Source organism: Streptomyces sp. NPDC090445 (assembly GCF_044769385.1).
GTDB lineage: Bacteria > Actinomycetota > Actinomycetes > Streptomycetales > Streptomycetaceae > Streptomyces.
In genome coordinates this window covers 292,811-316,869 of sequence record NZ_JBIVXV010000006.1, presented here as the reverse complement: position 1 = coordinate 316,869, position 24,059 = coordinate 292,811, and the positions used below count along the sequence as shown (strand labels likewise).

The window sequence follows — 24,059 nt, the reverse complement described above, 5'->3', positions numbered from 1 at the left end:
ACGGAGTCCCATGCACGAGATGTCGATCGCCATGGCCGTGGTGGGCCAGGTGGAGGAAGCGGCCGAAGCCGCCGGCGCGAGCGCCGTCACCTCGGTCCGCCTCCAGGTCGGTGAGCTGGCCGGCGTGGTGGCCGAGGCCCTCGCCTTCTGCTTCGAACTCGCCTGCGCCGGAACCCTCCTCGAAGGCTCCGCGCTCGACACCGAGCCGGTGCCCGGCCGCGCCCGCTGCCGCTCCTGCACCGCCGACTGGGCGACCGGCATGCCGCCCCGGCTGGCCTGCCCCCGCTGCGACCGGGCCACCGACGTCGAACTCCTGGCCGGGCGCGAGCTGCAGATCCTGACCGTGCGCTGGGAGGACGGACCCGCCCCCACCGTGCCCCGTGTACCGATCGCCGAGGAGCGCTGAACCATGTGCCGTGTGGTCGACCTGAAGCAGGCGGTCCTCGCCAAGAACGACTCCGCCGCGCAGGCCCTGCGCACCGGACTCGCCGCCCGCGGCACCACCGTCGTCAACCTGCTGTCCAGCCCCGGCAGCGGGAAGACGGCCCTCCTGGAACGCGAACTCGGCCTCGCCCGCGAGCGCGGAGCGGCGGTCGCCGCCCTCACCGCCGACCTGGCCACCGAGAACGACGCCGCCCGGCTCGCGCGCTCACGCGTCCCCGTCAAACAGGTCCTCACCGACGGGCTGTGCCACCTGGAGGCCGGGATGCTCGCCCGCCACCTGGACGGCTGGCTGCCCGAGGACACCCGGCTGCTGTTCGTGGAGAACGTCGGCAACCTCGTCTGCCCCGCCTCCTACGACCTCGGGGAGTCCCTGCGCGTCGTGCTGGCCTCCGTCACCGAGGGCGAGGACAAGCCGCTGAAGTACCCGACGGCCTTCGGGCTCGCCCAGCTCGTCGTCGTCACCAAGACGGACATCGCGCGCGCCGTCGACTTCGACGAGGCCGCCTTCCGCGCCAACGTCCAGCAGGTCAACCCCGGCGTCGAGATCCTGCTGACCTCGGCCCGCACCGGGGAGGGCGCCGGCGCCCTGCTCGACCGGGCGCTCGCCGCCGGCGCCGGCGCACCCGTCCACGTCCCGGTCATGGCCGGACAGCAGCCCGCACACCATCACCACCACCACGATCACGATCGCCACGACGGCTCCGCCGGCCACGCGGACCCCGGGGCGCCCGTCGCGGCTCCCGCTCCGACCCGCTGATGGAGGCCGTGCAGCGCCGCCGGATCGTGGTGCGCGGGGTGGTGCAGGGCGTGGGCTTCCGGCCGTACGTGTACACCCGGGCGACCGGGCTCGGCCTGACCGGGCACGTCACCAACACCCCCGAGGGCGTCGTCGCCGAGGTCGAGGGCGCCCCCGCGGCCGTCACGGCCTTCTGTGAGCGCCTCGCCGCCGACGCCCCGCCCCTGGCCGTCGTCCACACCGTCGACCACCACGAGGTCCCGGCCGCCGGCGGCTCCGGATTCACCATCACCGCCTCCCGCGCCGGCGGCCCCGTACGCACCCTCGTCTCCCCGGACACCGCCACCTGCGCCGACTGCCTCGCGGAGCTCGCGGACCCCGCCGACCGGCGCCACCGGCACCCGTTCATCACCTGCACCCACTGCGGGCCCCGCTTCACCATCGTCACCGGGCTGCCGTACGACCGGGACCACACCACCATGGCCCGCTTCCCCCTGTGCCCCGACTGCGCCCGCGAATACGCCGACCCCGCCGACCGGCGCTTCCACGCCCAGCCCGTGGCCTGCCCCGCCTGCGGCCCCCGCCTCCGCCTCCTGACCGGGGCGCCCCCGCGCGAGACCGGCGGGGCCGACCCGATCGCCGCCGCCCGCCGCCTCCTCGCCGCCGGGGCGATCCTCGCGGTCAAGGGGCTCGGCGGCTACCACCTCGCCTGCGACGCCGCGAACCCCGCCGCCGTGGCCGAGCTGCGCCGCCGCAAGGCCCGCGGGGACAAGCCGTTCGCCCTGATGGCCCGCGACCTCTCCGACATCGAGCACCTCGTACGGCTCGACCCGGCCGAACGAGGCCTGCTGGCCGGCCCCGTACGCCCCGTCGTCCTGCTGCGCCGCCGCCCCGGAACGGGCTCCGGCCCCGGCGCGGCCACGGTCGCCGACGCCGTCGCCCCGCGCTGCCCCGACCTCGGCGTGATGCTCCCGTACACGCCCGTCCACCACCTGCTGCTCGGCCTGCCCGGCGACCCGCCCGGCCCCCGCCTGCTCGTCATGACCAGTGGCAACCGGTCCGGCGAGCCCATCGTCACCGACGACACGGAGGCCCTGGAGCGCCTCGGCGGCCTCGCCGACGCCTGGCTCACCCACGACCGCCCCATCCACGTCCCCTGCGACGACTCCGTGGTGCGCGTCTGCGACGGCGAGCTCCTCACCCTTCGGCGGGCCCGCGGGTACGCGCCCCTTCCGCTGGAACTGCCGCTGCCCGTACCGCCGGTGCTCGCCGCGGGGGGAGACCTGAAGAACACCTTCTGCCTCGGCGAGGGCCGCAAGGCCTGGCTGTCCGCGCACATCGGCGACATGGACGACCTGGCCACCCAGCAGGCCTTCGAACGCGCCGAACGGCAACTGGAGTCCCTCACCGGCGTCCGGCCCGCCCGGCTCGCCGCCGACCGCCACCCGGGCTACCGCTCCGGCGCCTGGGCCCGGCGCGCCGCCGGCTCCCGCCCCCTGACCGCCGTCCAGCACCACCACGCGCACATCGCCTCCGCGATGGCCGAACACGGCCTCGACGGCACCGGCCGCGTCATCGGCGTCGCCTTCGACGGCACCGGGTACGGGGACGACGGCACCGTATGGGGCGGCGAGATCCTCCTCGCCGACTACACGGGCCACCACCGCTTCGCCCACCTCGCCCCGGTCCCGCTGCCCGGCGGCGACGCGGCCGTCCGGCGGCCCTACCGGATGGCCCTGTCCCACCTGCGGGCCGCGGGGCTGCCCCGGTCGCCGGACCTGCCCTGCACCGCCGCCTGCCCGCCCGAGGAACTCCGCGTCCTGGAACGCCAGCTGGAACGCGGCCTGCACTGCACCCCCACGTCGAGCATGGGCCGGCTCTTCGACGCCGTCTCCTCCCTGGCCGGCATCTGCCACCACGCCGGGTACGAGGCCCAGGCCGCGATCGAGCTGGAGTCCGCCGCCCTGGCCGCGCCCCCCGCCGGCCCCGGGCCCGGCCCCGGCCCCGGTTCCGGCTACGCCTTCGCCCTGCGCCCCCCGCAGCCGCCCGCCCGGGACGCCGGACCCGGGACCGCCCCCGTCGTCGCCGACCCGGCCCCCGTCCTCGCCGCCGTGGTCGCCGACCTGCGCGCCGGCACCCCGGCACCCGTCATCGCGGCCCGCTTCCACACCGCGGTCGCCGCCCTCGTCGCCGGCCTCGCCGCGCTCGCCCGCGAGCGGCACGGCCTCGACACCGTCGCCCTCACCGGCGGCGTCTTCGCCAACACCGTGCTCTCGTCGGCCTGCACCCGCCTGCTGCGCGAGCGCGGCTTCACCGTCCTGCGCCACCACCGCATCCCGCCGAACGACGGCGGACTGGCCCTCGGCCAGCTCATGGTGGCGGCCTGCGCCCCGCACCACCCACACCAAGGAGAGGTTCATGTGCCTGGCGGTACCCGGCAGAGTGCTTGACATCGGGGAGAAGGACGGCACCCGGATGGCGACCGTCGACTTCGGCGGAGTGGTCAAGGAGGTGTGCCTGGAGTACCTGCCCGACCTGCAGGTCGGCGAGTACGCCATCGTCCACGTCGGGTTCGCCCTGCAGCGCCTCGACGAGGAATCGGCCCGGCAGACCCTCGACCTCTTCGCGGAACTCGGCATGCTCCAGGAGGAGTTCGGCGACCCCTGGGAGCGGGCGGCGGCGGAAGCGGGCGCCGGACAGGACCGGCCCTTCGACCCGGCGCCGGCCGGGGACACAGCGCGGGAGGCGCGGCAGCCGTGAAGTACATCGACGAATTCCGGGACCCCGCGCTGGCCCGCCGGCTGCTCGACGACATCCACGCCACCGTGACCCGCCCGTGGGCGCTCATGGAGGTCTGCGGCGGCCAGACGCACAGCATCATCCGGCACGGCATCGACCAGCTCCTGCCCGAACAGGTCGAGTTGATCCACGGACCCGGCTGCCCCGTGTGCGTGACCCCGCTGGAGGTCATCGACAAGGCCCTGGAGATCGCCTCCCGCCCCGGGGTGGTCTTCTGCTCGTTCGGTGACATGCTGCGGGTTCCCGGCAGCGGCCGCGACCTCTTCCGGGTGCGCGGCGAGGGCGGTGACGTACGCGTCGTCTACTCCCCGCTCGACGCGCTGCGGATCGCCCGGCAGAACCCGGACCGCGAGGTGGTGTTCTTCGGCATCGGCTTCGAGACCACCGCACCGCCCAACGCCATGACGGTGTACCAGGCGCGCAAGCTCGGCATCCGCAACTTCAGCCTGCTGGTCTCCCACGTCCGGGTGCCCCCGGCCATCGAGGCGATCATGAACTCGCCCGACTGCCGGGTGCAGGCCTTCCTCGCCGCCGGCCACGTGTGCAGCGTGATGGGCACGGCGGAGTACCCGGAGCTCGCCGCCCGCCACCGGGTCCCGATCGTCGTCACCGGCTTCGAACCGCTCGACATCCTCGAAGGCGTACGCCGGGCCGTACACCGGCTCGAACGCGGCGAGCACACCGTCGACAACGCGTACGCGCGGGCCGTCCGCCCCGAGGGCAACCCGGCCGCCCTCGCCATGCTGGAGGACGTCTTCGAGGTCACCGACCGGTCCTGGCGCGGCATCGGCGTCATCCCGGACAGCGGCTGGCGGCTGTCCGAGCAGTACCGGGAGTACGACGCCGAGCACCGCTTCTCCGTCACCGGCATCGCCACGGAGGAACCCGCCGAGTGCCGCAGCGGCGAGGTCCTCCAAGGGCTGATCAAGCCGCACCAGTGCGAGGCGTTCGGCACCACCTGCACCCCGCGCACCCCGCTCGGCGCCACGATGGTCTCCAGCGAGGGCGCCTGCGCCGCCTACTACCTCTACCGGCGCCTCGACATCACCCCGGCGCGCCGGACCGCACCGCTGGAGGCGACCCCCGTTGTCTGACACCGTCCTCGACTTCGCTGGCTGGACCTGCCCGGCCCCCCTGCGCGACCACCCCCGGGTGGTCATGGGGCACGGCGGGGGCGGCGCGCTCTCCGCCGAGCTCGTCCGGCACGTCTTCGCCCCCGCCTACGGCGGCGGACTGCTGGCCGGCCTCGGCGACAGCGCCGCCCTCACCCTGGGCGGTGCCCGGCTGGCCTTCTCCACCGACTCGTACGTGGTCCGGCCGCTGTTCTTCCCCGGCGGCAGCATCGGCGACCTCGCGGTCAACGGCACGGTCAACGACCTGGCCATGAGCGGGGCCCGCGCCGCCTACCTGTCCTGCGCCTTCATCCTGGAGGAGGGCGTCGAGCTGTCCGTCGTCGCCCGGGTGGCCGAGGCGCTCGGCGCGGCCGCGCGCGCCGCGGGCGTGGAGGTGGCGACCGGCGACACCAAGGTCGTCGAAGCCGGGCACGGCGACGGCATCTACGTCAACACGGCGGGCATCGGACTGATCCCGGAGGGGGTGGACCTGCGCCCGCAGCGGGTCGTGCCGGGCGACGTGGTCATCGTCAGCGGGGAGATCGGCCTCCACGGGGTGGCCATCATGAGCGTCCGCGAGAACCTGGGCTTCGACGTGGAGACCGTCAGCGACTGTGCGCCGCTGGGCGGGCTCGTGCAGGCCATGCTCGCGGTCACCCCCGACCTGCACGTGCTGCGCGACCCCACGCGCGGGGGCCTGGCCGCGGCGCTGAACGAGATCGCCGCCGCCTCGGGCACCGGCGTCGTGCTGGACGAGGGCCGGGTACCGGTCCCGGACGCCGTGGCCAACGCCTGCGCCATCCTCGGCCTCGACCCGCTGTACGTCGCGAACGAGGGCAAGCTGGTCGCGTTCGTGCCGCGCGAGCACGCCGACGCCGTCCTCGACGCGATGCGCGCCCACCCCCTGGGCCGGCACGCGGCGGTGGCCGGCGAGGCCGTCGAGGCGCACCCCGGCATGGTCGTCGCCCGGACCGGCCTCGGCGGCACCCGCGTGGTGGACCTGCCGATCGGGGAGCAACTGCCCCGGATCTGCTGACCCCGGACCCCCGGAACCCCCGGACCCCCGGCGCCCCCGACGGGGGCGCGGGACCGGGGTTCAGGGGAGCTCGGGGATGAACGGCAGGTAGTCCGCGGGGCCCTCCAGCGGCACGACGACGTAGCTCGCCTCGGGGAGCTCGTTCCACACCCCCGGCAGGTCGCCCAGCGGCTCGGAGACCACCAGCCGGGTCGCGTCCGAGACCTCCCGCAGGAAGGGCAGTTCCGGGTACAGCTGGCGCACGGTCTCGGCGCGGCTGCTGTAGAACAGCGACCGGGACCTGCCCTGGCTGGAGTAGCGGAAGGCCCACACCCGCTCGCCGTCGCTGACGGCGACCGTCATCTGCAGCGGGTCCGCGACGCCGTGCTCCTTGCCCAGCCGTTCCACGAGCCCCGCCATCCGGCCGACCGCACCGGGCACGTCCTGGTCGAGGCCGTACGTGACGGCCAGGTAGAACATCACCTCGGAATCCGTGGAGCCCTCGATGCACGGGAACAGGGCCGGGTCCACGGCCATGCACAGGTCGCGCTGGAGGCGCGCGAAGTCGGTGATGGCCCCGTTGTGCATCCACATCCAGCGGCCGTGCCGGAACGGATGGCAGTTGGTCTGCTGGATGGCCGAGCCGGTGGAGGCGCGGACGTGGGCGAAGAACAGCTGCGAGCGGATGTGGGAGGCCAGCTCGCGCAGGTTGCGGTTGCTCCAGGCCGGACCGATGTCGCGGAAGACCGCCGGCGTGCCGTCCCCGTCCGTGCTGTACCAGCCGATGCCGAAGCCGTCGCCGTTGGTGGTCTCGACCCCCATCTTCGCGTGGAGACTCTGGTTGATCAGCGAGTGCTCCGGCTGATAGAGGACCGCGTCGAGGAGCATCGGCGACCCGGAGTAGGCGAGCCAGCGACACATGAGCATCATCCCTCTCCTGCACCCCGTCCGAGCCTAACGCGGCGCGGCGCTCCCCGCCCTGCCCGAGCGCCGTCCCGGGCCGGGTGTTGGGCCGGGCGGGTGGCATCGTCCGCGTCGCGGGCGGCAGGGGCGGCGGCCCGTACGGGGGCGCCCGGAATCGGTGTCTGCGGCTCAGGGAAGGGGAGGAGGGGAGGCAGTGCGCGGCGCGGTCGAGTTCCTCCTGCGGTGGGCGGTGCTCACGGGGCCCAGGCCGGGCCGCCGCCAAGACGCTGCTGATCGGGCTGCTCTTCGCGGCCGGCGGGACGGTGACCGCCGTCGCCGTCGGCAAGGCCACCGCGGACGGGCGGAACGCCGGGGGACGGCATGGATGACGCGCTGCACACCACCGCGCTGCTCCGTGCGGGCCTCGGCGTGCTCTCCGCGGCGGGCGCCTGCCTGCCGGCGGCGGCCGCCCTGTGGTGGCCGGGAGCCGCGATCGCCCTGCGCCGGCCGTCGGCCGCCGCCGGGGGAGCCGCGATCGCCCTGCGCCGGCCGTCGGCCGCCGCCGGGGGAGCCGCGATCGCCCTGCACCGACCGTCGGCCGCCGCCGCGGTCCGGGACTGCGCCGGCTGCACTCGGGGCTGGTCGGTGACTATCCGGCCTGGCTGGCCGTGGGGGTGGCCGCGCTGCTCGTCGCCGTCGCCCCCCAGGCGTGACGGGCCCCGGCGAGGCCCCTGCCGAGGCCGCCGGCGCCGCCCGGCCTGGCGGTGTCAGTACCGCTCCTCCATGCGGATCGCGGACTCCAGGTCCTCCTCCGCGTCGCCCTTCCGGCCCTGCTGCTCCAGCAGGGCCGCGGCGATCGCGTCGAGCTTGCGCTGGATGGCGTGCTCGGCGCGCCGCTCGGAGTTCTTGAGCAGGGCCAGCAGCAGCAGGGACACCGCGCCCATGGAGTCGCCCACGAGGTGCTGCCACTCGATGGGCAGGTGCAGGACGTGGACGGCTGCGAAGGCCGCGACGAGGGCCATGCAGAACACCGAGAAGGCGGCGGAGCTCGTGAAGTTGGAGGCGAGCTCGGCCAGTTTCTCGAAGCGTGCCGCCCGGTTCTCGCGGGCGCGTTTCGCCGGATGCCGCAATGTCATGCGGGGCGCCTGCCCCGCAGCGGCCGCCGCACACCCCCGGAAGCGCGCCGGATCGGGCGGATGCGGGGCGGGGTGCGGCCGGTCATCATCGGCACCATGCCCGTGCTCGTCGGAACCTCCGGATGGCAGTACCGGGACTGGTCGGGGGTCCTCTATCCCGCAGGCCGGCCGCAGCGGCTCTGGCTGGAGGAGTACGCCGCGCACTTCGCCACGGTGGAGAGCAACGCCGCCTTCTACCGGCTGCCCGCCCCGCACACCTTCGCGGACTGGCGCGAGCGCACCCCGGACGGCTTCGTCTTCGCCGTGAAGGCCAGCCGCTTCCTGACCCACATCAAGCGCCTGCGCGATCCGGAGGAACCGGTCCGGCGGCTGATGGCGCACGCCGAGGCCCTCGGTGACCGGCTGGGCCCGGTCCTGCTCCAGCTGCCGCCCACCCTGCGTGCCGACCCGCAGGCCCTGGACGCCTGCCTCGCCTGCTTTCCGCCCGGAACCAGGGTGGCCGTGGAACCCCGCCACGGCTCCTGGTGGAATCCGGACGTCCGGGACGTTCTCGCCGCACGGGGCGCGGCGCTGTGCTGGGCCGACCACGGCTCGCGGCCGGTGACCCCGCTGTGGCGCACCGCCGACTGGGGCTACCTGCGCTTCCACGAGGGCGCGGCGCAGCCCTGGCCCCGCTACGGGGCGACCGCCCTGCGCTCGTGGGCCGGCCGGATCGCGGACGCCTGGCCGCGGGAGGCGGACGTGTTCGCCTACTTCAACAACGATCCGGGCGGGGCGGCGGTCCGTGACGCGGACGCCTTCCGGCGGCTGTTCCCCTCCTGACCTCACCGGACTCGGAACACCCGGGTCCGCCGCGGCCGCCGGCCCGTTCCCGGGGCGGGCGGAATTCGGCCAGGGGCCGCTGCCCGGGCCGGTTGGCCGTATCGCAGCCTTCCCAGCCCACGCCCCCCGTGATGGCATGTGCATGCCCAAATTCGAAGCCGTCACCGGATGAATGGGGAATCGAATGGCGCTCCGCAGGCTCACCGTCGTCGCCGCGGCGGTCGCGGCGTTATCCGCACCGGCCGTGCCCGCCCACGCGGAAAGCGAGACCACACCGCCCGGGAGAATCACCGTGGACGTCGTGGGCGTCAACGGATCGGGCTGCCCGCAGGGCACCGCGAGCGTGGCCGCGGCCTCCGACAACACCTCGTTCACCGTCACGTACAGCGACTACCTCGCCCAGACGGGCGGCGGCGCCGGCGGGACGGAGTTCCGCAAGAACTGCCAGCTCGCCCTCCAGATCCACGTGCCGCAGGGCTTCACGTACGCCATCGCCCGCGCCGACTACCGCGGCTTCGCCCACCTCCAGCGCGGGGCCTACGGCCAGGAGCGCGCCAACTACTACTTCCAGGGCATGGCGCAGACGGCCCGCACCGTGCACCAGTTCAACGGCCCGTACAGCGACAGCTGGCAGGCGAGCGACCGGACCGAGTACGCCGACCTGGTCTGGGCCCCCTGCGGCGAGGAGCGCAACCTCAACGTCAACACCGAGCTGCGCGTCTACCCCGGCGCCTCGAACCCGCAGGCCCTGAGCTTCATGAGCATGGACTCCACGGACGGCAGCGTCAGCACGGTCTACCACTTCGCCTGGAAGCAATGCACCGGGCTCTGACAGGGCGCGCACAGGATCACCGAACACACGGTCAGGAGTGACAACGATGTCCCATTCCCTGTCCCGCACCCTTCTCACCGGTGCCGCCGCGGCCGCGCTGATCGCGACGGCGGCCGCGGCGCCGGCCGGAGCCGCAGGCCACACCCCCCAGATCACCGCACCCCCCGACAAGATCGTGATCGAGCTCGCCACGGTGAACGGGTCGGGCTGCCGCGAGGGCACTGCCCAAGTCGCCATGGCCCCCGACAACACCGCCTTCACGGTCACCTACAGTGACTACCTCGCGCAGGTCGGCCCCGGTGCGCCGCCGACCGCGTTCCGCCGGAACTGCCAGCTCAACCTCCGGGTCCACGTTCCTTCGGGATTCACCTATGCGATCGTCCAGGCGGACTACCGCGGATTCGCATTTCTCCAGCCCGGGGCATGGGGGCAGGAACGGGCGAACTACTACTTCCAGGGAATGCCCCAGACGACCTCGCGCACCCACCAGTTCAACGGGCCGCTGAACGACAACTGGCAGGCGACCGACCGGACCGAGTACGCGGACCTCGTCTGGGCGCCCTGCGGGGAGAAACGCAATTTCAACATCAACACCGAACTGCGGGTGAATGCGGGAACGTCGAACCCGCAGGCCGCCACCAGCTTCATGACGATGGACTCCACGGACGCCAGCGTGAGCACGCTCTACCACCTCGCCTGGCAGACCTGCCCCGCCCCGCGCACGTAACCCGCAGCCCGCGGCCGCCAGCCCCCGGCCGGCCGCCGGAAGCCGTACCCGGTCCGCGTCGCGCGGGCCGGGTACGGCACCCCCGGACCACGGCGCCGGCGGTCAGGTCATCGGGTGCAGCCGGGACACGGTGCGCCCCGACACCGGGAACGACGACATCGCCGGCACCGCCGCCGTGGCGGCCTGCCCGGGGACCGAGGCCAGGGCACTGCCCTTCAGCCACGCCGACCAGTCGACGTTCCAGTCGCCGAAGCCGTTGGCGAACGGGGCCATCGGCTCCCCGCCGCTGTTCACCACCTCGACGATGTCCCCCACCCGTACCGTCTTGAAGAACCAGGCCGCGTTCGCGGTGCTCATCCCCGTACAGCCGTGGCTGACGTTCTCCTCGCCGTGGGCGTCCACCGACCAGGGCGCCGCGTGCACGTACTCACCGCTCCACGTCACCCGCGTCGCCCAGAAGACGGGCAGGTCGTAGAACTCCTTCGTGCCCCGCTGGATGCCGACCGTGTCCCCCCGCATGCGGACCCGCTCCTCCTTCCCCAGGACGACCTTGATGCCGCTGCGGGTCAGGAACCCCGCCTTCCCCGTGGTGACCGGGATCGTCCGCAGGACCCGGCCGTTGCGCCGTACGGTCATCCTGTGCGCGGCGGAATCGGTGACCGCCTCGATCCGGTCCCCGACGGTGAACTCCACGGGCTCCGAAGGACCCCCGTACCCGTGGCCGCCGACCTTCACCCCGTCGAGCCCGCTGTGCACCCGCACCACCGCGTGCGCCGGCCAGTACGTACGCGGCCGGTAGTGGAGGGTCGAGGCGTCCACCCAGTGCCAGGAGCCCTCGACCGCCGGCTCCGAGGTCACCTCCAGCGCGCGCTCGACCCGGATCCGGGACTCCCGGTCGGCGGCCGGAACCGGGTGGCTCAGCGCGGCCGTCACGATCTGCCCCGCCCCGTACGTCCCCGGAACCGGCCCCAGCTCCGCCGTGATCCGCTCCCCGTCCGCGGGCGGCGCGGTCCCGAACGCCATGGTGACCCCGACCGGCGTCCCCGCCGCGTCCTGGGCCCCCACGTGGACCGTGTAGCGCTCGCCCGCCCGCAGGGACTCGGTGTTGGCCCACTGACGGCCCCTCGGGTCGAGGGCGCCGCCCACGTGGCGCCCGTGCCCGTCCCGGACGGTGACGTCGATCAGCCGTCCCGGGCCGGCCAGCCCGATCTGCAGCGGGCCGTGCGCGTCCGTGGGCAGGGCGACCGTCCGCGCCGCCCCCTCGGCGCCGTCCCGCCCGGCGGTGTCCCGGAGCACCGCCCCGGCGCCGTAGGCGGTGGCCCGGACCCGTTCCTCCCGCCAGCCGGTGCACGGCCCGTCGCCGGCCGCTCCGGCGCCGCACCGCGCGGCCCCGCCGCCCTCCTGCAGGGCCCGCCCGACCAGCAGCGTCACCGATGCGTCCGCGCTGCCGAAGCCCTGCCCCTTGCCGTCCGCCCGGGGCACGCTGCCGGGCACCATGGCGACGAGGACGGCACCGCCGGTCACCGCGGCCACCACGCTCCACGACGCGTTCCGCCAGAGGTGCCGCCCCCACCGCGCCTGTTGCGCGTCCGGCGGATGTGGTTTACGTGTTGCCTGTGGTGTGTGTGGTGCGCGGTGCGTCGATGACATCGTGACGCGGCCCTCCCAGATCGCCCATGACCGGATGGCAGCATGAAATCGAGTGCGGACCGAAATAATGATCATGCACTCGGTGCGTACGGCCGAACGGGTACGCAAGAGAACTCGAACGGCGCAGCATCCGGCAGTCGGCGGGCACGTGGCGCGCGCCCGGCCGACGCCCCTCACGGCGCCGCGGTCACGTCCTGGTACACCCCGAGGTACCGGAAGGCACCCGACCGGACCTGGTGGAGATGCGCGGTGCGCAGCCCGGACAGCCGGTGCGTGGTCGCGTCGAAGGCCAGCGGCTTGGCCAGCCCCTCGTACGCGGTGCGGAAGATCCGGCGGGACAGCCCCGCCCGGTCCCGCCCCTCGCCCTCCAGAGCCGCCAGCGCGGCGGCCACCAGCCCCACCGCGTCGTACGCCTCGGCGGCCCACCGAGCCGGCGGACCCCCGTACGCGGCCCGGTGCGCGGAGACGAACCCGGCCGCGGCGGGCACCTCCGCCGGGTCGGCGAAGTAGGCGCCGAACAGCCAGCCCTCCGCGGCCGGGCCGGCCGCCTCCAGGAACGCCGGCTCCATCACCTCCCCGGTGGCCAGCCGCGGCCCCGGGAACCCGGCGTCGGCCAGGGCCCGGGCGAACCGCCCCGCACGCTCCGGCGACGAGCCCACGAACACCGCGGCCTGGGCGTCGGCCTTCACCAGGGAGCTCACCGCCGCGGCGAAGCCGGAGCTCCCCTGCGGGATCCGGTGGACGCCGGCCGATCCCTGCGAGGGCGGGGTCTGCCGCAGCACCCGGGTCAGCTGCCACTCCCCGCTGCCGCTCCCGCCGCCGGCCGCGCCGTCCTCCACCACACCGGTCCGGGTGACCGGCCGGACCCGGGACAGGTAGTGCAGCACCGGCAGGCCGATGCCGTCGGCGTCGGCGCGCGTGTCGCACAGCGTCCGCCACGGGTTCGTGCCGGCCTGGCCGCTGTGGAGCGACACCAGCAGCAGGGCGAGGTCCGCGGCGAGACAGGCGTCGGCCACCGGGGGCACCGCCGCCTCCGCGGTGGGGCCGACCAGCGCGACCACGGACGCGTCGGCGATCAGCTGCCCGGCGGCCTGTGCTGCCCGCCCGGGGTCACCGCCGTCGTCGGCGGCCCGGACGGCCAGCCGGAACGGGACGCCGACGCGCGCGTTGTGCGCCTCCACCGCCAGCCGCACCCCCCGCTCGTACGCCTGCCCCACCGCCTTGCCGGGACCGGTCAGGTCGGCCTGCAGGCCGACGGTGAAGGTGCGCGCGCTGCCGCCGGAGGCCGCAGGCGGTGCGCCGCGCCCGCCCGGGTCGCGGGAGGCCAGCCAGGCGAGCGGCGGTCCGGCCGCGACGAGGGCCCCGCCGGCGGCGAGCAGCCGCCGGCGGGTGAGGAACCCCCGGTTCGGCCCGGCGCCGCCGTCCGCCGCTCCCGCCGCGCCGTCCGCGCCCGGGCCGTCGACCCGGGTGGGCTCCGGGACCGGCAGCTCCAGGGCCCGCGTGGAGCGCTCGGCGATGAGCCGCGGCAGCGGCGCGGGCAGCCAGTCCGCCCCCTCGCCCGCATCGGAGCCGCCCGCGGCCGGGCCGTCCGCGTCCGGGCCGCCCGCGTCCGAGCCGTCGGAGCCCGGGCGGTCGGGGCCGTCGGCCCGGCCGCTGCCGAGCCGCATCCGCAGTTCCGCCGGCGAGGGCCGCCCGGCCGGGTCCTTGGCCAGGCAGGCGGCGAGCGGCTCCAGCAGCTCCGCCGGCACCCCGGCCAGGTCGGGCGGGTCGTGCACCGTACGGAAGACCACCGCAGCCGGGTGCCCGCCGCCGAACGGGCCGTGCCCGGCCGCCGCGTACACCAGGACGCAGCCGAGGGAGAACACGTCACCGGCCGGACCCGGCGCCGCCCCGTCCCGGCCGGCCTGTTCCGGGGGAAGGTAGCCGGCGGTGCCGACGACGGAGCCGGCCGCCGTCAGGGTGGTGGCCCCGACGGCCCGCGCGATCCCGAAGTCGATCAGCCGCGGCCCGTCCGGGGCGAGGAGGATGTTCCCCGGTTTGACGTCGCGGTGGACCAGCCCCGCCGCGTGCACCTGCTCCAGCGCCTCCGCCAGCCGCACCCCCAGCGTCCGCACGCTGCCGGCGGGCAGCGGCCCGTACCCGGCGACCGCCTCCGACAGCGACGGGCCGGGCACGAACGGGGTGGCCAGCCACGGCTCGCGCGCCTCCGGGTCGGCGGCCACCACCGGCACCACCCACCGCCCCGACAGCCGTGCGGCAGCCTCCGCCTCGCGGCGGAACCGGGCCCGGAACGCCGGGTCCGCGGCATGGTCGGCGCGGATCACCTTCACGGCCAGCAGCGCCCCCGCCGGGGACCGGCCCAGGTACACGGTTCCCATCCCGCCCGAGCCGAGCCGTCCCAGCAGCCGGTGTCCGCCGACCGCGGACGGATCGGCGGGGGTGAGGGGGCGCACCGGCCGCTACCCCGCGGAGGGCTGCGGGACGGCGCCGAGGTAGCGCAGCCGGCCCCGCTCGATCCGGTGGAGGAAGTACGGGTTGCCCTTCACCTGCCGGAGGTCGTCGAAGGCGTACTCCTTGACCACGCCGCGGTAGGTCCCCCGAGCGAGCGCGCCGAGCAGTTCGGCGCGGGCGGGCCGCCCGCCGCCCGCCTGAACGGCCGTCACCAGCCGGTCCAGGACCAGCCCCGCCGTGTCGTACGCCTCGGCCGCCCAGGCTGCGATCGGGGGCCCGTCCCGCCGCTCGCGCACGATGTGCTCCAGGACCGGCGGCGCGTCCGGCCCGGTGTACGGGGCGAGGACCTGCCAGCCCTCGGCGGCCGGCCCGGCCGCGGACAGGAACTCCTCGTCCACGACCGTGTAGTCGGCGACCCGCGGCCCCTTGAACCCGGCGGTGTCCAGCCACCGGGCGGCCTGCGCGGTACGGGCCGGGGAGCCGGTGCAGAAGATCCCGTCGACTCCCTGCGCGAGCAGGTCGGCCAGCACCGCCGGCAGCCCGTTCCCGGACTCCCGGGGCAGGACGCGCGCGTACGGGACCGCCTGCGGGGCGACGACGGCGAGGGTTCGGCTCACCTGGAGCACCGCCTGCCAGCCCTCCGCGTCACCGGCGCGGTCGCACAGCAGCCCCAACCGCCGCGCGCCCTGGGCCTGCACCAGCCGGAGGGCGACGGCATGCCCCTGGCCGAGGGAGAGGGAGCAGGTCTGGAAGAAGCTGCGCCGGTCGGCGACACCGAAGGTGCTCCCCAGCGCGGACACGGTCAGCAGCGGGAGAGCGGCCTCCCCGTACACCTCCAGGCAGGGCATCACGGAGGCGTTGCCGGTGGGGCCGACCACGGCGAGCACATCGGGGTCGGCGACGAGTCCGGCGGCCGCGCGGGCGGAGCGGGCCGGGTCCCCCGCGTCGTCGACGGGCCGGACGGAAGCCGTGAACGGCTTGCCGGAACGGGAGTTGAACGCGGCGACGGCCAACTCCACCCCTCGCAGCTGGGCCTTGCCGATGGACTGCTGCGGGCCGGAGAGGTCCGCGTGCACCCCGACCACCCACTCCCGCCCGTCCGGTGCCGCCGGGGTCCCGCCGCCCCGGCGCGACGCGAGGACGGCCGCCACGCCGCCGCCCGCCGCGACCACCGCCCCGGCGGACGCGAGGCGGAGCAGCCGCCGCCGCGACACTGCCCGGCCCCCGGGCCCGTTCCCGGCGCCGACCGTGGGCTCGGCGGACGGGTCGGCGACGGTCTCCTCGATCCCGGGCAGGGCGAGCAGCCCGGCGGCCCGCTCGGCGATCGCGGCGACGACCGGGTCGGGCAGCCAGCCGGTGCCCGCGCCCGGATCGTCCTCGATCAGCGCCTCGTCCAGCTCGCGGGCGGTGGGGCGGATGGCGGGGTGTTTGGCGAGGGCGGTGCGCAGCAGCGCGGTGAGCTCCGGGTCGGCGAGGACCTCCGGTCCGAACTGCGGCTCGTCGTGCACGGTCCGGTACAGCACGGCGTCCACGGTGCCCGTGCCGAACGGCAGCCGGCCGGAGGCCGCGTACGCCAGCAGGCAGCCGAGGGAGAACACGTCGCCCGCCGGCTCCGCGGCCCGGCCGCGCGCCTGCTCGGGGGAGAGGAACCCAGGAGTGCCGAGGACGACGTCGGTCGAGGTCAGCACCGTGTGATCGCCGCCGCGCGCGATGCCGAAGTCGATGAGCCGCGGCCCGTCCATGCCGAGCAGCACGTTCGCGGGCTTGACGTCCCGGTGCACCAGGCCCTGCCCGTGCATCACGTCGAGTGCCCGGGCCAGGGCCTTGCCGAGGATCCGTACGGCGCGCAGCGGCAGCGGGCCGTGGGCGGTGACGGCCTCGGCGAGCGAGGGCCCGGGCACGAAGGAGGTGGCCAGCCAGGGCTCGGCCGCGTCCGGGTCGGCGGCGGCGACGCGCACCGCCCAGGGGCTGTCCACGCGGGCGGCGATGGCGGCCTCGCGGCGGAACCGGGCCCGGAAGTCGGCCTCGTCGGCGTACTCGGCGCGGATCACCTTGACCGCGGCGAGCGCCCCGTCGGCGGTGCGGCCGAGGTAGACGACGCCCATGCCGCCCGAGCCGAGCCGCCCCAGGAGGCGGTGGCCGGCGATCCGTGACGGGTCCGAGGGGTGGAGCCGCTCGATCATCGGGGCCCCTTCCCGAGGGCCTGCCCGGCCCGGTACATCATCCGGCCGGTGCCCTGCACGACGAGCGCGACGAGGGCATCCTCGGCGAACCCGGCGGGGCCCCTGCCGGCGACGGCCACCGTGACGGGCCCGAACTGCCCCTGCGACCAGCGGTACTGCCCGGGCCCGCCGCTGCCCTCGCCGACCCACGTGCCGGACTCGCTGAAGGCGTCCTCGGACCAGCCGTTCAGCTGCTCGCCCCGGTAGAGGGAGGCACCCCACAGGCCCTTCAGCTCCTCGCCGGCGCGCAGCACCTGGTTCGGGCAGCGCAGGACCTCCTCCATGGCGTGGGCGGTCTCCCAGCCGGACTCCTCGCGGGTGCGGTGGACGGTCACCGTGGCGTGGATCCTGACCCGGCCGCGGCCGTCCGCGGCCGGGACGTGGAACTGGCGGGTGCTGGTGGCCAGGACGTCGGGCGGCAGGCCCTCGGTCCGCCACACGCAGTCCCGGCCGAGGACCGGCCAGCTGCCGGGATCGCTCTCGAAGGGGGCGCTGCGCTGCACGTCCGGCCCGAAGACGTCCTGGTCGATGACGATGCGGTCCAGGAGGGCCCGCGCCTCGGCCCGGTTCCGGGGCTGCCGCTGCTCGTCAAGCTCGGGGACGAGCGGGGCCGGGCTGCCGCCCGCGCCGGTGGTGCCGGTACCGGCCGTGCCCGACGGGGAGGGTGCGGCCGGTGCGGAAGGGCGGGCGGAGCCGTCCGCGCCGCCGCGCGGCGTACCGCCCGAGGTGCATCCGGTCAGGACGAGCAGGCCCGCGGCCAGGGAGCAGCCGGCGCGCAGCACCCCTCGGCGTCCGTGCCCGTATCCGTGCCCGTATCCGTGCCCGTGTCCCCCCGACCGTCCCACGGGGCAGAGCGTACCCGGCGCGGGCGGTCTTCAAGTGCCCTACCGGAAAGGAAGGTTGGCCGAATCCGGGCCCTCCGCCCGGGAGCTCAGGGCAGTGCCCGGACCCGGACCACGCGGACCGCGTTCTGGCCGCCGCCCGTGGCCAGGACGCGTACCTCGCCCCGGTCGCTGATCTCGGCCCGTACGATGCCGGTCGCGTCCTCGTAGACCGGGTGTCCGCCCGGTCCCGCCAGGCCGGTGGGAGCCACCACGACGGTGTCCTCGCCCGTGCCCGGGCCCTCGGAAAACACCAGCTCATAGCGCTGGGAACTCATCCGCGCCCTCCTTCGCCGAGCGAACGGAGCGTCCTCACCCTCCATGATGCGCGCAGCCCCCGCCGGGTGCATCGCACCTCGGCCGGAAAGCCGATCACGCGCGGCGGGGACGGCGGGGACGGCCGGGGGCGCCGGGGTGTCGGGGGCGGTGGAGCGGTGGAGCGGCGGGGCGGTGTCATTCGAACCGGGTCGTGTCGCCCGCGCCCACGCGGACGATCTCGGCCGCCCCGCCGGAGAAGTCGACGACCGTGGTCGGCTCGGTGCCGCAGTCGCCCGAGTCGACCACGATGTCCACCACGTGGTCGAGCCGCTCCTTGATCTCCCACCCCTGGGTCAGGGGTTCGCCCTCGTCGGGCAGGAGCAGCGTGCTCGACACCAGCGGTTCGCCGAGCTCGGCGAGGAGGGCCTGGGTGACGGTGTGGTCGGGGATGCGGACGCCGACCGTCTTCTTGCGGGGGTGCAGCAGCTGGCGCGGCACCTCCCGCGTCGCCGGCAGGATGAAGGTGTAACTGCCGGGCGTGGCCGCCTTGATGGCGCGGAACACGTCGTTGCCGATGTTCACGAGCTGGCCCAGCTGCGCGAAGTTCTGGCACACCAGTGTGAAGTGGTGCCGGTCGTCGAGGTTGCGGATGGACCGGATCCGGGAGAGGCCGTCGCGGTTGCCCATCTGGCAGCCCAGCGCGTAGCAGGAATCGGTCGGATACGCGACGAGCGCGCCGGAGCGGAGGCTGTCGGCGACGCCGCTGATGGTGCGGTGCTGCGGGTTGTCCGGGTGTACGTCGAAGTACTTCGCCATCCGCCGAGCGTACGCGATCAGGCCGCGGCCGCGGACGCGGACGCCGAGGAGTCCCCGGCCGCCGCTGCGGGGGACAGGGCGCGCCGGGCGTGGCGGCGGAACGCCGCCGTCGCCGGGTGGGCCGGCACCGTCGGGGCGAGGAAGTGGACGGTCACCGGGCCGATCCCGGTGAGCGGCAGGAAGCGGACGCCGGGGTACGGGTGGCTGTGCCGGGTGGCCTCCGCGGTGACGCCGACGGCCTCGCCCGTCGCGATGGCGGTGAGCCATTCGTCGACGTTGGCGACCTCCAGGGTGGCCTCGGGCCGGCGGCCTTCCGGCCACAGCGCGGTGCCGGTCGTGGCGGCCGTCGCGCAGTGGACGACGGTACGGTCGACGAGGTCGGCCAGGGCGACCGTGCCGCGGGCGGCCAGCGGATCGTCCTCGCACAGGGCCGCGACGCGCGGCTCGCTGTACAGCGCGAGGGCGGACAGCCCGTCGGCCCCGTCCCCCTCGGGCAGGGCGCGGACGAACGCGGCGTCGATGTCGCCCCGGCGCAGGGCCGCCACCGGGTCGGGCAGCCGGTGCACCCGGACCGGTGCGTCCGGGTGGTCGCGGCGCCAGTCGCGCAGCAGGGCCACGGTGTGCGCGCCGAGGGCGGCCCAGGCGAAGCCGATGCGCAGCGGCCGGGGCTCCGGGCCTGCGGCGGCCTCGGCGAGGGCGTCGTCGAGCTGCGTGAGGATCCGGTGGGCGTGCTCCCACAGCCGCCGGCCCGCCGGGGTGAGGGAGAGGCTGCGGGTGGTGCGCTCGACCAGGCGGGTGCCGAGGCGCTGCTCCAGCTGGTCGAGGGTGCGGGAGACGGCCGGCTGGCTGATGTGCAGGACGGCGGCGGCGCCCGTGATGGTGCCCTCGTCGCCGATCGCCGCCAGGGTCCGCAGATGCCTCAGTTCCACATTCACAACCGGCAAGCATAAATACTGCACAGAAGGTATTTCCCCGGTCACGGTCGGTTCGCCTAGCGTCGGGGGCATGCGAATCCTTCTCATCGGTGCGGGCGGCAAGCTCGGCACCGCAGTGCACCAGTCCCTGACCGCTCGCGGCCACGAGGTGGTGACCGCCGGACGCTCCAGCGGCGACCTCCGCTTCGACGTCACCGACCCGGCGCAGATCACCGCCCTGTACGACGCCGCCGGCGCGGGCGGGCAGCTCGACGCGGTGGCGAGCGCCGCCGGCTCGGTCCCGTTCAAGCCGGTGGCCGACATGACCCCGGAGGACTGGACGGCGGCCTTCCGCGGCAAGGTGCAGAGCCAGCTGGAGCTGGTCCGCCAGGGCATCGGCCGGATCGCGCCGCGCGGCTCCTTCACCCTGATCACCGGCGTGCTGGCGCGCAGCCCCATCGTGACGGGCTCGGCCGCCTCCATGGCCAACGGCGCCGTCGAGGCGTTCGTCCGCGCGGCAGCGGTGGAGATCGCCCCGCAGCGCGTCAACGCCGTCAGCCCCACCGTGGTCACCGAGGCCCTCGACGTGTACGCCGGCCACTTCCCCGGCTTCGCGCCGGTCGACCTGGCGGAGGTGGCCCAGGCGTACGTCCGCTGCATCGAGGGCGTCGAGACGGGCCGCATCCTGGAGCTGGGCCACTAGGCGTGCTGTCCTGGGCGTGCTGTCCGGACAGGCCGGTGCGTGGGGCCGAGGCGCTCATCCCATCGTCTTATTCGCCTCTCCGGGTGCGGTGGACGCCGCCGTACCGGTCGATTCTCATCCCGTCCCAGCGGGGCAGTTTGCCCCGGGACTCCCGTGATCACACAGTGCGGTCCGGGCGGTGCAACCGAACCCGCGCCGTTCCACCGCGATGATCAACAGGTGAGGAAAAGCGAAAGCTCTACGCCTTTTTGCCCGTGCTGGCGGTGGCGGCCGCGGCGTTCCCGGCTGCGCCCAGTCATGCCGCGTCCACGCTCGTCGTCTCCGCCACCGGAGCCACGGCGCACTGTCCCAGTGCCACCTTCACGACGGTCGGGGCCGCCGTCGCGGCGGCGGCGCCCGGTGACACCATCCATGTCTGCCCCGGCATTTACAACGAGATCGTCGAGGCCGACAAGGCGAATCTGACACTGGAGGGCGAAACCACCCTCCCGGCGGACTGCGACCAGTTCGCGGCGCCCGACCCCACGGTCGATTCCGTCGTCGAGGCCACGAGTCTCACCGGCGAGGGGATCGTGAACCTCCGCGAGGACGGGATCCGGTTCCAGGGCTTCACGGTCCAGAACAACCAGGGCTCCACCCTCGGCGGCTACGGCATCTACACGGTCGTCGGCCACTCCGGCTACCCGGTCACCAACAACGTGATCCAGGGCAACCCGGCGGGGATGTACTACAACACGAACGGCGTGACGCAGTCCCAGGTCACGCGCAACTGCATTCGCCTGAACACTGCATTCGCCTGAACAGCATGGGATTCCAGTCCCAGCCGGCGGCCGGCAACGGCATCTACTCCGACCAGGGCCTCGACAACGCGCTGATCGACAACAACGCCTTCTTCCAGAACAGGAACGGCGCGATCACCCTCGACGAGTTCCAGAACATCGCGCCGGTGCCCGTGGCGGCCGGGACGGCGAACACTGGACGGCCAACCAGGCCGCGACGAGCAACCCGGCCGCCCTGTGTCCCGCGAAACCCTCCCTGACGATCGAGAAGACGCACGAGGGCGACTTCACCGGGGGGACCCAGGGCGATCACGGTCGGCAACGCCGGGCCCGGCGCCACGGACGGCAGCGCGGTCATCGTCCGTGACGTCCTCCCCCGGGGGATGACCGCCGCGAGCATGTCGGGCACCGGATGGACCTGCACCGTGGCCACGCTCACCTGCACGCGCAGTGACGTGCTGGCAGCCGGGGCCGGCTACCCGGTCATCACGCTCACCGCCAACGTGCCGTGCTCGCGCAAGACGGAGCAGGGGATCGACACGGTGACGGTCGTCGGGGGCGGCGACAGGGCGACGCACACCGCCACGGACCCGACCGTCATCAAGCGCGGCAAGCACTGCGGGGAGCCCAAGCCCCACAAGCCCGGCAAGCAGGACAAGCCCCACAAGCCGCGTAAGCCCGGCGAGCACTGGACGGTCGCCGCCGACTGAGGCCCGGGCCCGCGGCCGCACCCCGCGCCCGGCCTCCGGCACCGCCGGGGGAGCGGGGGACGGCCGCCGCCGCGCTAGTCGCCGACCTCCCTGCTGCGCAGGTCGTCCAGCGTCTCACGGCGGATCAGCAGCCGGGCCGTGCCGCCGCCGACGGCGACCAGCGGCGGCCGCCCGACCAGGTTGTAGCCCGAGGCCATGGACAGGTGGTACGCCCCCGCCACCGGTACGGCGAGGAGGTCACCGGGGCGGACGTCGCCGGGCAGTTCCACCCCCGCGGCGAGGATGTCGCCCGCCTCGCAGTGCCGGCCGACCACGGTCGCCGTGCACGGGCCGGCGCCCGAGTGGCGGCCGATCAGCCGGGGCGCGTAGCGCACCCCGTACAGGGCGGGCCGGGGGTTGTCGCTCATGCCGCCGTCCACCGCCACGAACACCTGGCCGGCGGTGCGCTTCACCGCGAGGACCCGGTACACCGCCACCCCCGCCGGCCCGGCCACCGCCCGGCCCGGTTCGATCGCGAGCCGCGGGACGGGCAGTCCGGCCGCCGCACAGCTCGCGGTGAGCTCGGCGCGCAGCCGCCGGGCGAGGGCCGTGAGGTCGAGCGCGGGCTCTCCGGGGCGGTAGGCGATGCCGTGGCCGCCGCCCATGTCGAGCTCGGGCAGGACGACGCCGTGCGCGTCGCGGATCCGGGCCATCAGGCCCACCATCCGGCGCAGCGCGGACACGTACGGCTTGACGTCGGTGATCTGCGAGCCGATGTGGCAGTGCAGGCCGGTCAGTTCGAGCTGCGGCTGGCCGAGGATCCGGGGGACGGCGTGCTGCGCGGAGCCGTCGGTGAGGGACAGCCCGAACTTCTGCCCGTCCGTCCCCGTGCGGATCTTCTCGTGGGCGCCGGCCGAAATGCCGGGCACGATACGGAGCATCACCTTCTGGTGCCCGCCCGGGCCCACGGCGGCGGCCAGCCGCGCGATCTCCGACGGGCTGTCGATGACGATCCGCCCCACCCCGAGGCGCAGCGCCGTCGCGATGTCGCGCGGCGATTTGGCGTTGCCGTGCAGGACGATGCGGTCCGCGGGGAACCCGGCGGTGACGGCGAGTTCGAGTTCCCCCGCCGAGCACACGTCGAGGCCGAGGCCCTCCTCGGCGACCCAGTGCACCATGGCCCGCGACAGGAACGCCTTGGCCGCGTACAGCACATCGGCGTCCGGGAACGCGTCGCGGTACGTGCGGCAGCGGGCCCGCACCTCGCCCTCGTCCAGCACGTAGACGGGGGTGTCGAACCGGTCGGCGACCTCCGCCAGCGACACCCCGCCGACGGCGAGGCCGCCGTGCGGGAGGCGCGTCGTGGACGCGGGCCACACGGACAGTTCGGCGGCCCCGGCGGCCAGGTCGGACAGTACGGCTGTGGTCATGGTTCCGCCTCCGCTCAGACGGTCCGGACGGGAAGCGGGCCCGGGCGCCGGCCCGGATCGGGGGCCCGGTCCCGGGCCCCGGCCGGGACCCCGGCCTCATCGGCCGCGTCGGGCGCCTGGGCCGGGACCGGGGTGACCGGAGGGGCCGAGAGGGCCGGGTCGACGGTGACCAGCCCCGCGCCGAGCGGCTCGCACATCACGCGCAGCACCGCGTCCGACAGCCGGATGTACGGGTGGCCCGTGCCGAGGACGGCGGTCAGCCGGGCGGCGGTGGTGAACCCGACGGCCGTGCGCGTGCCCAGCGGAGTGCGGAACAGTCGGATCACCGCCCCCGTGCAGCTTCCCGGCCGGACGGGCACGTACAGCAGCCCGGCCGGGATCCGTTCCTCGGGCTCGGGATCGTCTTCGTACCGGAACAGACACATGGGGCCCTCCCCGGGGCGCGGTGGTGGAACGGTCGGAAGGCGCCCCGGACGCCGTGACGCGGCGGCGGGGCGCGGCATCGAAGCTATGCCCGTCCGTGCGTCCTCCGCGTCTCCTCCTGACGGGACCTTGACGCCGACGGGCCGTGTTCATACACGCCTCTGACGCCCGTCAAACCGTTCGGTAAGAAACGCGTCAGTCTTTGTCCTTTCCCCGCCAGGACGCCGCAGGACGGCATACCAGCCCTTCCCCGCCTCGTTGCGTGGGGTGTGAAATTAATTGACGAGTAAAGGAAGCAAGGAAGTGAGGAGGGGACA

General features: G+C 74.9%; 24 protein-coding genes. 12 read left to right on the top strand and 12 right to left on the bottom strand.

The window, feature by feature from the left end:
* Positions 1-10 precede the first annotated feature (10 nt).
* From ACIQUT_RS16540 to hypE, 6 genes are read left to right on the top strand one after another with little or no spacing between them, the layout of a single operon-like run.
* The gene (locus ACIQUT_RS16540; protein ID WP_403563612.1) at positions 11-406 is read left to right on the top strand and encodes a hydrogenase maturation nickel metallochaperone HypA; all 396 of its coding nucleotides are present in this window, start codon (positions 11-13) and stop codon (positions 404-406) included.
* A 3-nt stretch (positions 407-409) separates the two neighbouring features.
* Positions 410-1,201, top strand: a complete 792-nt coding sequence (hypB, locus tag ACIQUT_RS16535; RefSeq protein WP_403563610.1) for a hydrogenase nickel incorporation protein HypB — start codon at positions 410-412, stop codon at positions 1,199-1,201.
* Positions 1,201-3,630 (top strand): carbamoyltransferase HypF, encoded by a 2,430-nt coding sequence (gene hypF / locus ACIQUT_RS16530; protein WP_403563609.1) that lies wholly within the window; start codon positions 1,201-1,203, stop codon positions 3,628-3,630. The genes hypB and hypF overlap by 1 nt, the downstream gene beginning before the upstream one ends.
* Positions 3,599-3,940: a HypC/HybG/HupF family hydrogenase formation chaperone gene (locus tag ACIQUT_RS16525; RefSeq protein ID WP_403563608.1), complete on the top strand. Its 342-nt coding sequence runs from the start codon at positions 3,599-3,601 to the stop codon at positions 3,938-3,940. Before hypF ends, ACIQUT_RS16525 begins: the two co-directional genes overlap by 32 nt.
* A complete protein-coding gene (hypD, locus tag ACIQUT_RS16520) occupies positions 3,937-5,073 on the top strand; it encodes a hydrogenase formation protein HypD (protein WP_403563607.1) in 1,137 nt (378 codons plus the stop codon). The genes ACIQUT_RS16525 and hypD overlap by 4 nt, the downstream gene beginning before the upstream one ends.
* A complete protein-coding gene (gene hypE, locus ACIQUT_RS16515; protein WP_403563606.1) occupies positions 5,066-6,127 on the top strand; it encodes a hydrogenase expression/formation protein HypE in 1,062 nt (353 codons plus the stop codon). The genes hypD and hypE overlap by 8 nt, the downstream gene beginning before the upstream one ends.
* A gap of 60 nt (positions 6,128-6,187) precedes the next feature.
* Here hypE and ACIQUT_RS16510 read toward each other — a convergent pair whose 3' ends face one another.
* Positions 6,188-7,027 (bottom strand): class II glutamine amidotransferase, encoded by an 840-nt coding sequence (locus tag ACIQUT_RS16510; protein WP_179177676.1) that lies wholly within the window; start codon positions 7,025-7,027, stop codon positions 6,188-6,190.
* Between the two features lie 749 nt (positions 7,028-7,776).
* Positions 7,777-8,145 carry a low affinity iron permease family protein gene (locus ACIQUT_RS16505; protein ID WP_403563605.1) on the bottom strand — a complete coding sequence of 123 codons (369 nt, stop codon included), beginning with the start codon at positions 8,143-8,145 and terminating at the stop codon, positions 7,777-7,779.
* Between the two features lie 96 nt (positions 8,146-8,241).
* On the opposite strand from ACIQUT_RS16505, the gene ACIQUT_RS16500 reads away from it, so the two are divergent.
* The 3 genes from ACIQUT_RS16500 (at position 8,242) to ACIQUT_RS16490 (ending at position 10,526) form a co-directional block, all read left to right on the top strand.
* On the top strand, positions 8,242-8,967 hold the full coding sequence (locus tag ACIQUT_RS16500; protein WP_403563604.1) for a DUF72 domain-containing protein: 726 nt from the start codon (positions 8,242-8,244) through the stop codon (positions 8,965-8,967).
* Positions 8,968-9,151: 184 nt separating this feature from the next.
* Positions 9,152-9,799, top strand: coding sequence for a DUF4360 domain-containing protein (locus ACIQUT_RS16495; protein WP_403563603.1), 648 nt, complete (start codon positions 9,152-9,154; stop codon positions 9,797-9,799).
* Positions 9,800-9,845: 46 nt separating this feature from the next.
* Positions 9,846-10,526 carry a DUF4360 domain-containing protein gene (locus ACIQUT_RS16490; protein ID WP_403563602.1) on the top strand — a complete coding sequence of 227 codons (681 nt, stop codon included), beginning with the start codon at positions 9,846-9,848 and terminating at the stop codon, positions 10,524-10,526.
* Between the two features lie 102 nt (positions 10,527-10,628).
* Here the strand turns inward: ACIQUT_RS16490 and ACIQUT_RS16485 are convergent, their stop codons facing one another.
* The 7 genes from ACIQUT_RS16485 to ACIQUT_RS16455 form a co-directional block, all read right to left on the bottom strand.
* The gene (locus tag ACIQUT_RS16485) at positions 10,629-12,050 is read right to left on the bottom strand and encodes an Ig-like domain-containing protein (protein ID WP_403563601.1); all 1,422 of its coding nucleotides are present in this window, start codon (positions 12,048-12,050) and stop codon (positions 10,629-10,631) included.
* 299 nt (positions 12,051-12,349) lie between these two features.
* On the bottom strand, positions 12,350-14,629 hold the full coding sequence (locus ACIQUT_RS16480; protein ID WP_403563600.1) for a bifunctional serine/threonine-protein kinase/ABC transporter substrate-binding protein: 2,280 nt from the start codon (positions 14,627-14,629) through the stop codon (positions 12,350-12,352).
* Positions 14,630-14,635: 6 nt separating this feature from the next.
* On the bottom strand, positions 14,636-16,810 hold the full coding sequence (locus ACIQUT_RS16475; protein WP_403563599.1) for a bifunctional serine/threonine-protein kinase/ABC transporter substrate-binding protein: 2,175 nt from the start codon (positions 16,808-16,810) through the stop codon (positions 14,636-14,638).
* Entirely contained in the window at positions 16,807-17,694 is an 888-nt protein-coding gene (locus ACIQUT_RS16470; protein WP_403563598.1) for a hypothetical protein, read from the bottom strand. The genes ACIQUT_RS16475 and ACIQUT_RS16470 overlap by 4 nt, the downstream gene beginning before the upstream one ends.
* A gap of 86 nt (positions 17,695-17,780) precedes the next feature.
* A complete protein-coding gene (locus ACIQUT_RS16465) occupies positions 17,781-18,008 on the bottom strand; it encodes a DUF6296 family protein (RefSeq protein WP_403563597.1) in 228 nt (75 codons plus the stop codon).
* A 175-nt stretch (positions 18,009-18,183) separates the two neighbouring features.
* The gene (locus tag ACIQUT_RS16460; RefSeq protein ID WP_403563596.1) at positions 18,184-18,804 is read right to left on the bottom strand and encodes an L-threonylcarbamoyladenylate synthase; all 621 of its coding nucleotides are present in this window, start codon (positions 18,802-18,804) and stop codon (positions 18,184-18,186) included.
* 17 nt (positions 18,805-18,821) lie between these two features.
* A complete protein-coding gene (locus ACIQUT_RS16455; RefSeq protein WP_403563595.1) occupies positions 18,822-19,739 on the bottom strand; it encodes a LysR family transcriptional regulator in 918 nt (305 codons plus the stop codon).
* Positions 19,740-19,809: 70 nt separating this feature from the next.
* Here ACIQUT_RS16455 and ACIQUT_RS16450 point away from each other — a divergent pair, with 70 nt between their 5' ends.
* Complete coding sequence (locus ACIQUT_RS16450; protein ID WP_403563594.1) at positions 19,810-20,421, top strand: short chain dehydrogenase; 612 nt, start codon at positions 19,810-19,812, stop codon at positions 20,419-20,421.
* 254 nt (positions 20,422-20,675) lie between these two features.
* Positions 20,676-21,221, top strand: coding sequence for a hypothetical protein (locus ACIQUT_RS16445; protein WP_403563593.1), 546 nt, complete (start codon positions 20,676-20,678; stop codon positions 21,219-21,221).
* A gap of 43 nt (positions 21,222-21,264) precedes the next feature.
* Here ACIQUT_RS16445 and ACIQUT_RS16440 read toward each other — a convergent pair whose 3' ends face one another.
* Positions 21,265-21,558: a hypothetical protein gene (locus ACIQUT_RS16440; RefSeq protein ID WP_403563592.1), complete on the bottom strand. Its 294-nt coding sequence runs from the start codon at positions 21,556-21,558 to the stop codon at positions 21,265-21,267.
* Between ACIQUT_RS16440 and ACIQUT_RS16435 the strand changes: the two genes are divergently transcribed.
* Positions 21,509-21,910 carry a hypothetical protein gene (locus ACIQUT_RS16435; protein ID WP_403563677.1) on the top strand — a complete coding sequence of 134 codons (402 nt, stop codon included), beginning with the start codon at positions 21,509-21,511 and terminating at the stop codon, positions 21,908-21,910. The genes ACIQUT_RS16440 and ACIQUT_RS16435 overlap by 50 nt on opposite strands.
* A gap of 74 nt (positions 21,911-21,984) precedes the next feature.
* Here ACIQUT_RS16435 and lysA read toward each other — a convergent pair whose 3' ends face one another.
* Complete coding sequence (gene lysA, locus ACIQUT_RS16430) at positions 21,985-23,319, bottom strand: diaminopimelate decarboxylase (RefSeq protein ID WP_403563591.1); 1,335 nt, start codon at positions 23,317-23,319, stop codon at positions 21,985-21,987.
* Between the two features lie 14 nt (positions 23,320-23,333).
* The gene (locus tag ACIQUT_RS16425; protein WP_403563590.1) at positions 23,334-23,744 is read right to left on the bottom strand and encodes an SAV_915 family protein; all 411 of its coding nucleotides are present in this window, start codon (positions 23,742-23,744) and stop codon (positions 23,334-23,336) included.
* Positions 23,745-24,059 lie beyond the last annotated feature (315 nt).

Bases quoted from the DNA above. Each gene is read 5' to 3' on its own strand.
- ACIQUT_RS16540 (WP_403563612.1), top strand. From the start codon at position 11: ATGCACGAGATGTCGATCGCCATGGCCGTGGTGGGCCAGGTGGAGGAA.
- hypB (WP_403563610.1), top strand. From the start codon at position 410: ATGTGCCGTGTGGTCGACCTGAAGCAGGCGGTCCTCGCCAAGAACGAC.
- hypF (WP_403563609.1), top strand. From the start codon at position 1,201: ATGGAGGCCGTGCAGCGCCGCCGGATCGTGGTGCGCGGGGTGGTGCAG.
- ACIQUT_RS16525 (WP_403563608.1), top strand. From the start codon at position 3,599: ATGTGCCTGGCGGTACCCGGCAGAGTGCTTGACATCGGGGAGAAGGAC.
- ACIQUT_RS16510 (WP_179177676.1), bottom strand. From the start codon at position 7,027: ATGTGTCGCTGGCTCGCCTACTCCGGGTCGCCGATGCTCCTCGACGCG.
- ACIQUT_RS16505 (WP_403563605.1), bottom strand. From the start codon at position 8,145: ATGACATTGCGGCATCCGGCGAAACGCGCCCGCGAGAACCGGGCGGCA.
- ACIQUT_RS16500 (WP_403563604.1), top strand. From the start codon at position 8,242: ATGCCCGTGCTCGTCGGAACCTCCGGATGGCAGTACCGGGACTGGTCG.
- ACIQUT_RS16495 (WP_403563603.1), top strand. From the start codon at position 9,152: ATGGCGCTCCGCAGGCTCACCGTCGTCGCCGCGGCGGTCGCGGCGTTA.
- ACIQUT_RS16490 (WP_403563602.1), top strand. From the start codon at position 9,846: ATGTCCCATTCCCTGTCCCGCACCCTTCTCACCGGTGCCGCCGCGGCC.
- ACIQUT_RS16475 (WP_403563599.1), bottom strand. From the start codon at position 16,810: ATGATCGAGCGGCTCCACCCCTCGGACCCGTCACGGATCGCCGGCCAC.
- ACIQUT_RS16465 (WP_403563597.1), bottom strand. From the start codon at position 18,008: ATGAGTTCCCAGCGCTATGAGCTGGTGTTTTCCGAGGGCCCGGGCACG.
- ACIQUT_RS16460 (WP_403563596.1), bottom strand. From the start codon at position 18,804: ATGGCGAAGTACTTCGACGTACACCCGGACAACCCGCAGCACCGCACC.
- ACIQUT_RS16450 (WP_403563594.1), top strand. From the start codon at position 19,810: ATGCGAATCCTTCTCATCGGTGCGGGCGGCAAGCTCGGCACCGCAGTG.
- ACIQUT_RS16440 (WP_403563592.1), bottom strand. From the start codon at position 21,558: ATGACCGCGCTGCCGTCCGTGGCGCCGGGCCCGGCGTTGCCGACCGTG.
- lysA (WP_403563591.1), bottom strand. From the start codon at position 23,319: ATGACCACAGCCGTACTGTCCGACCTGGCCGCCGGGGCCGCCGAACTG.
- ACIQUT_RS16425 (WP_403563590.1), bottom strand. From the start codon at position 23,744: ATGTGTCTGTTCCGGTACGAAGACGATCCCGAGCCCGAGGAACGGATC.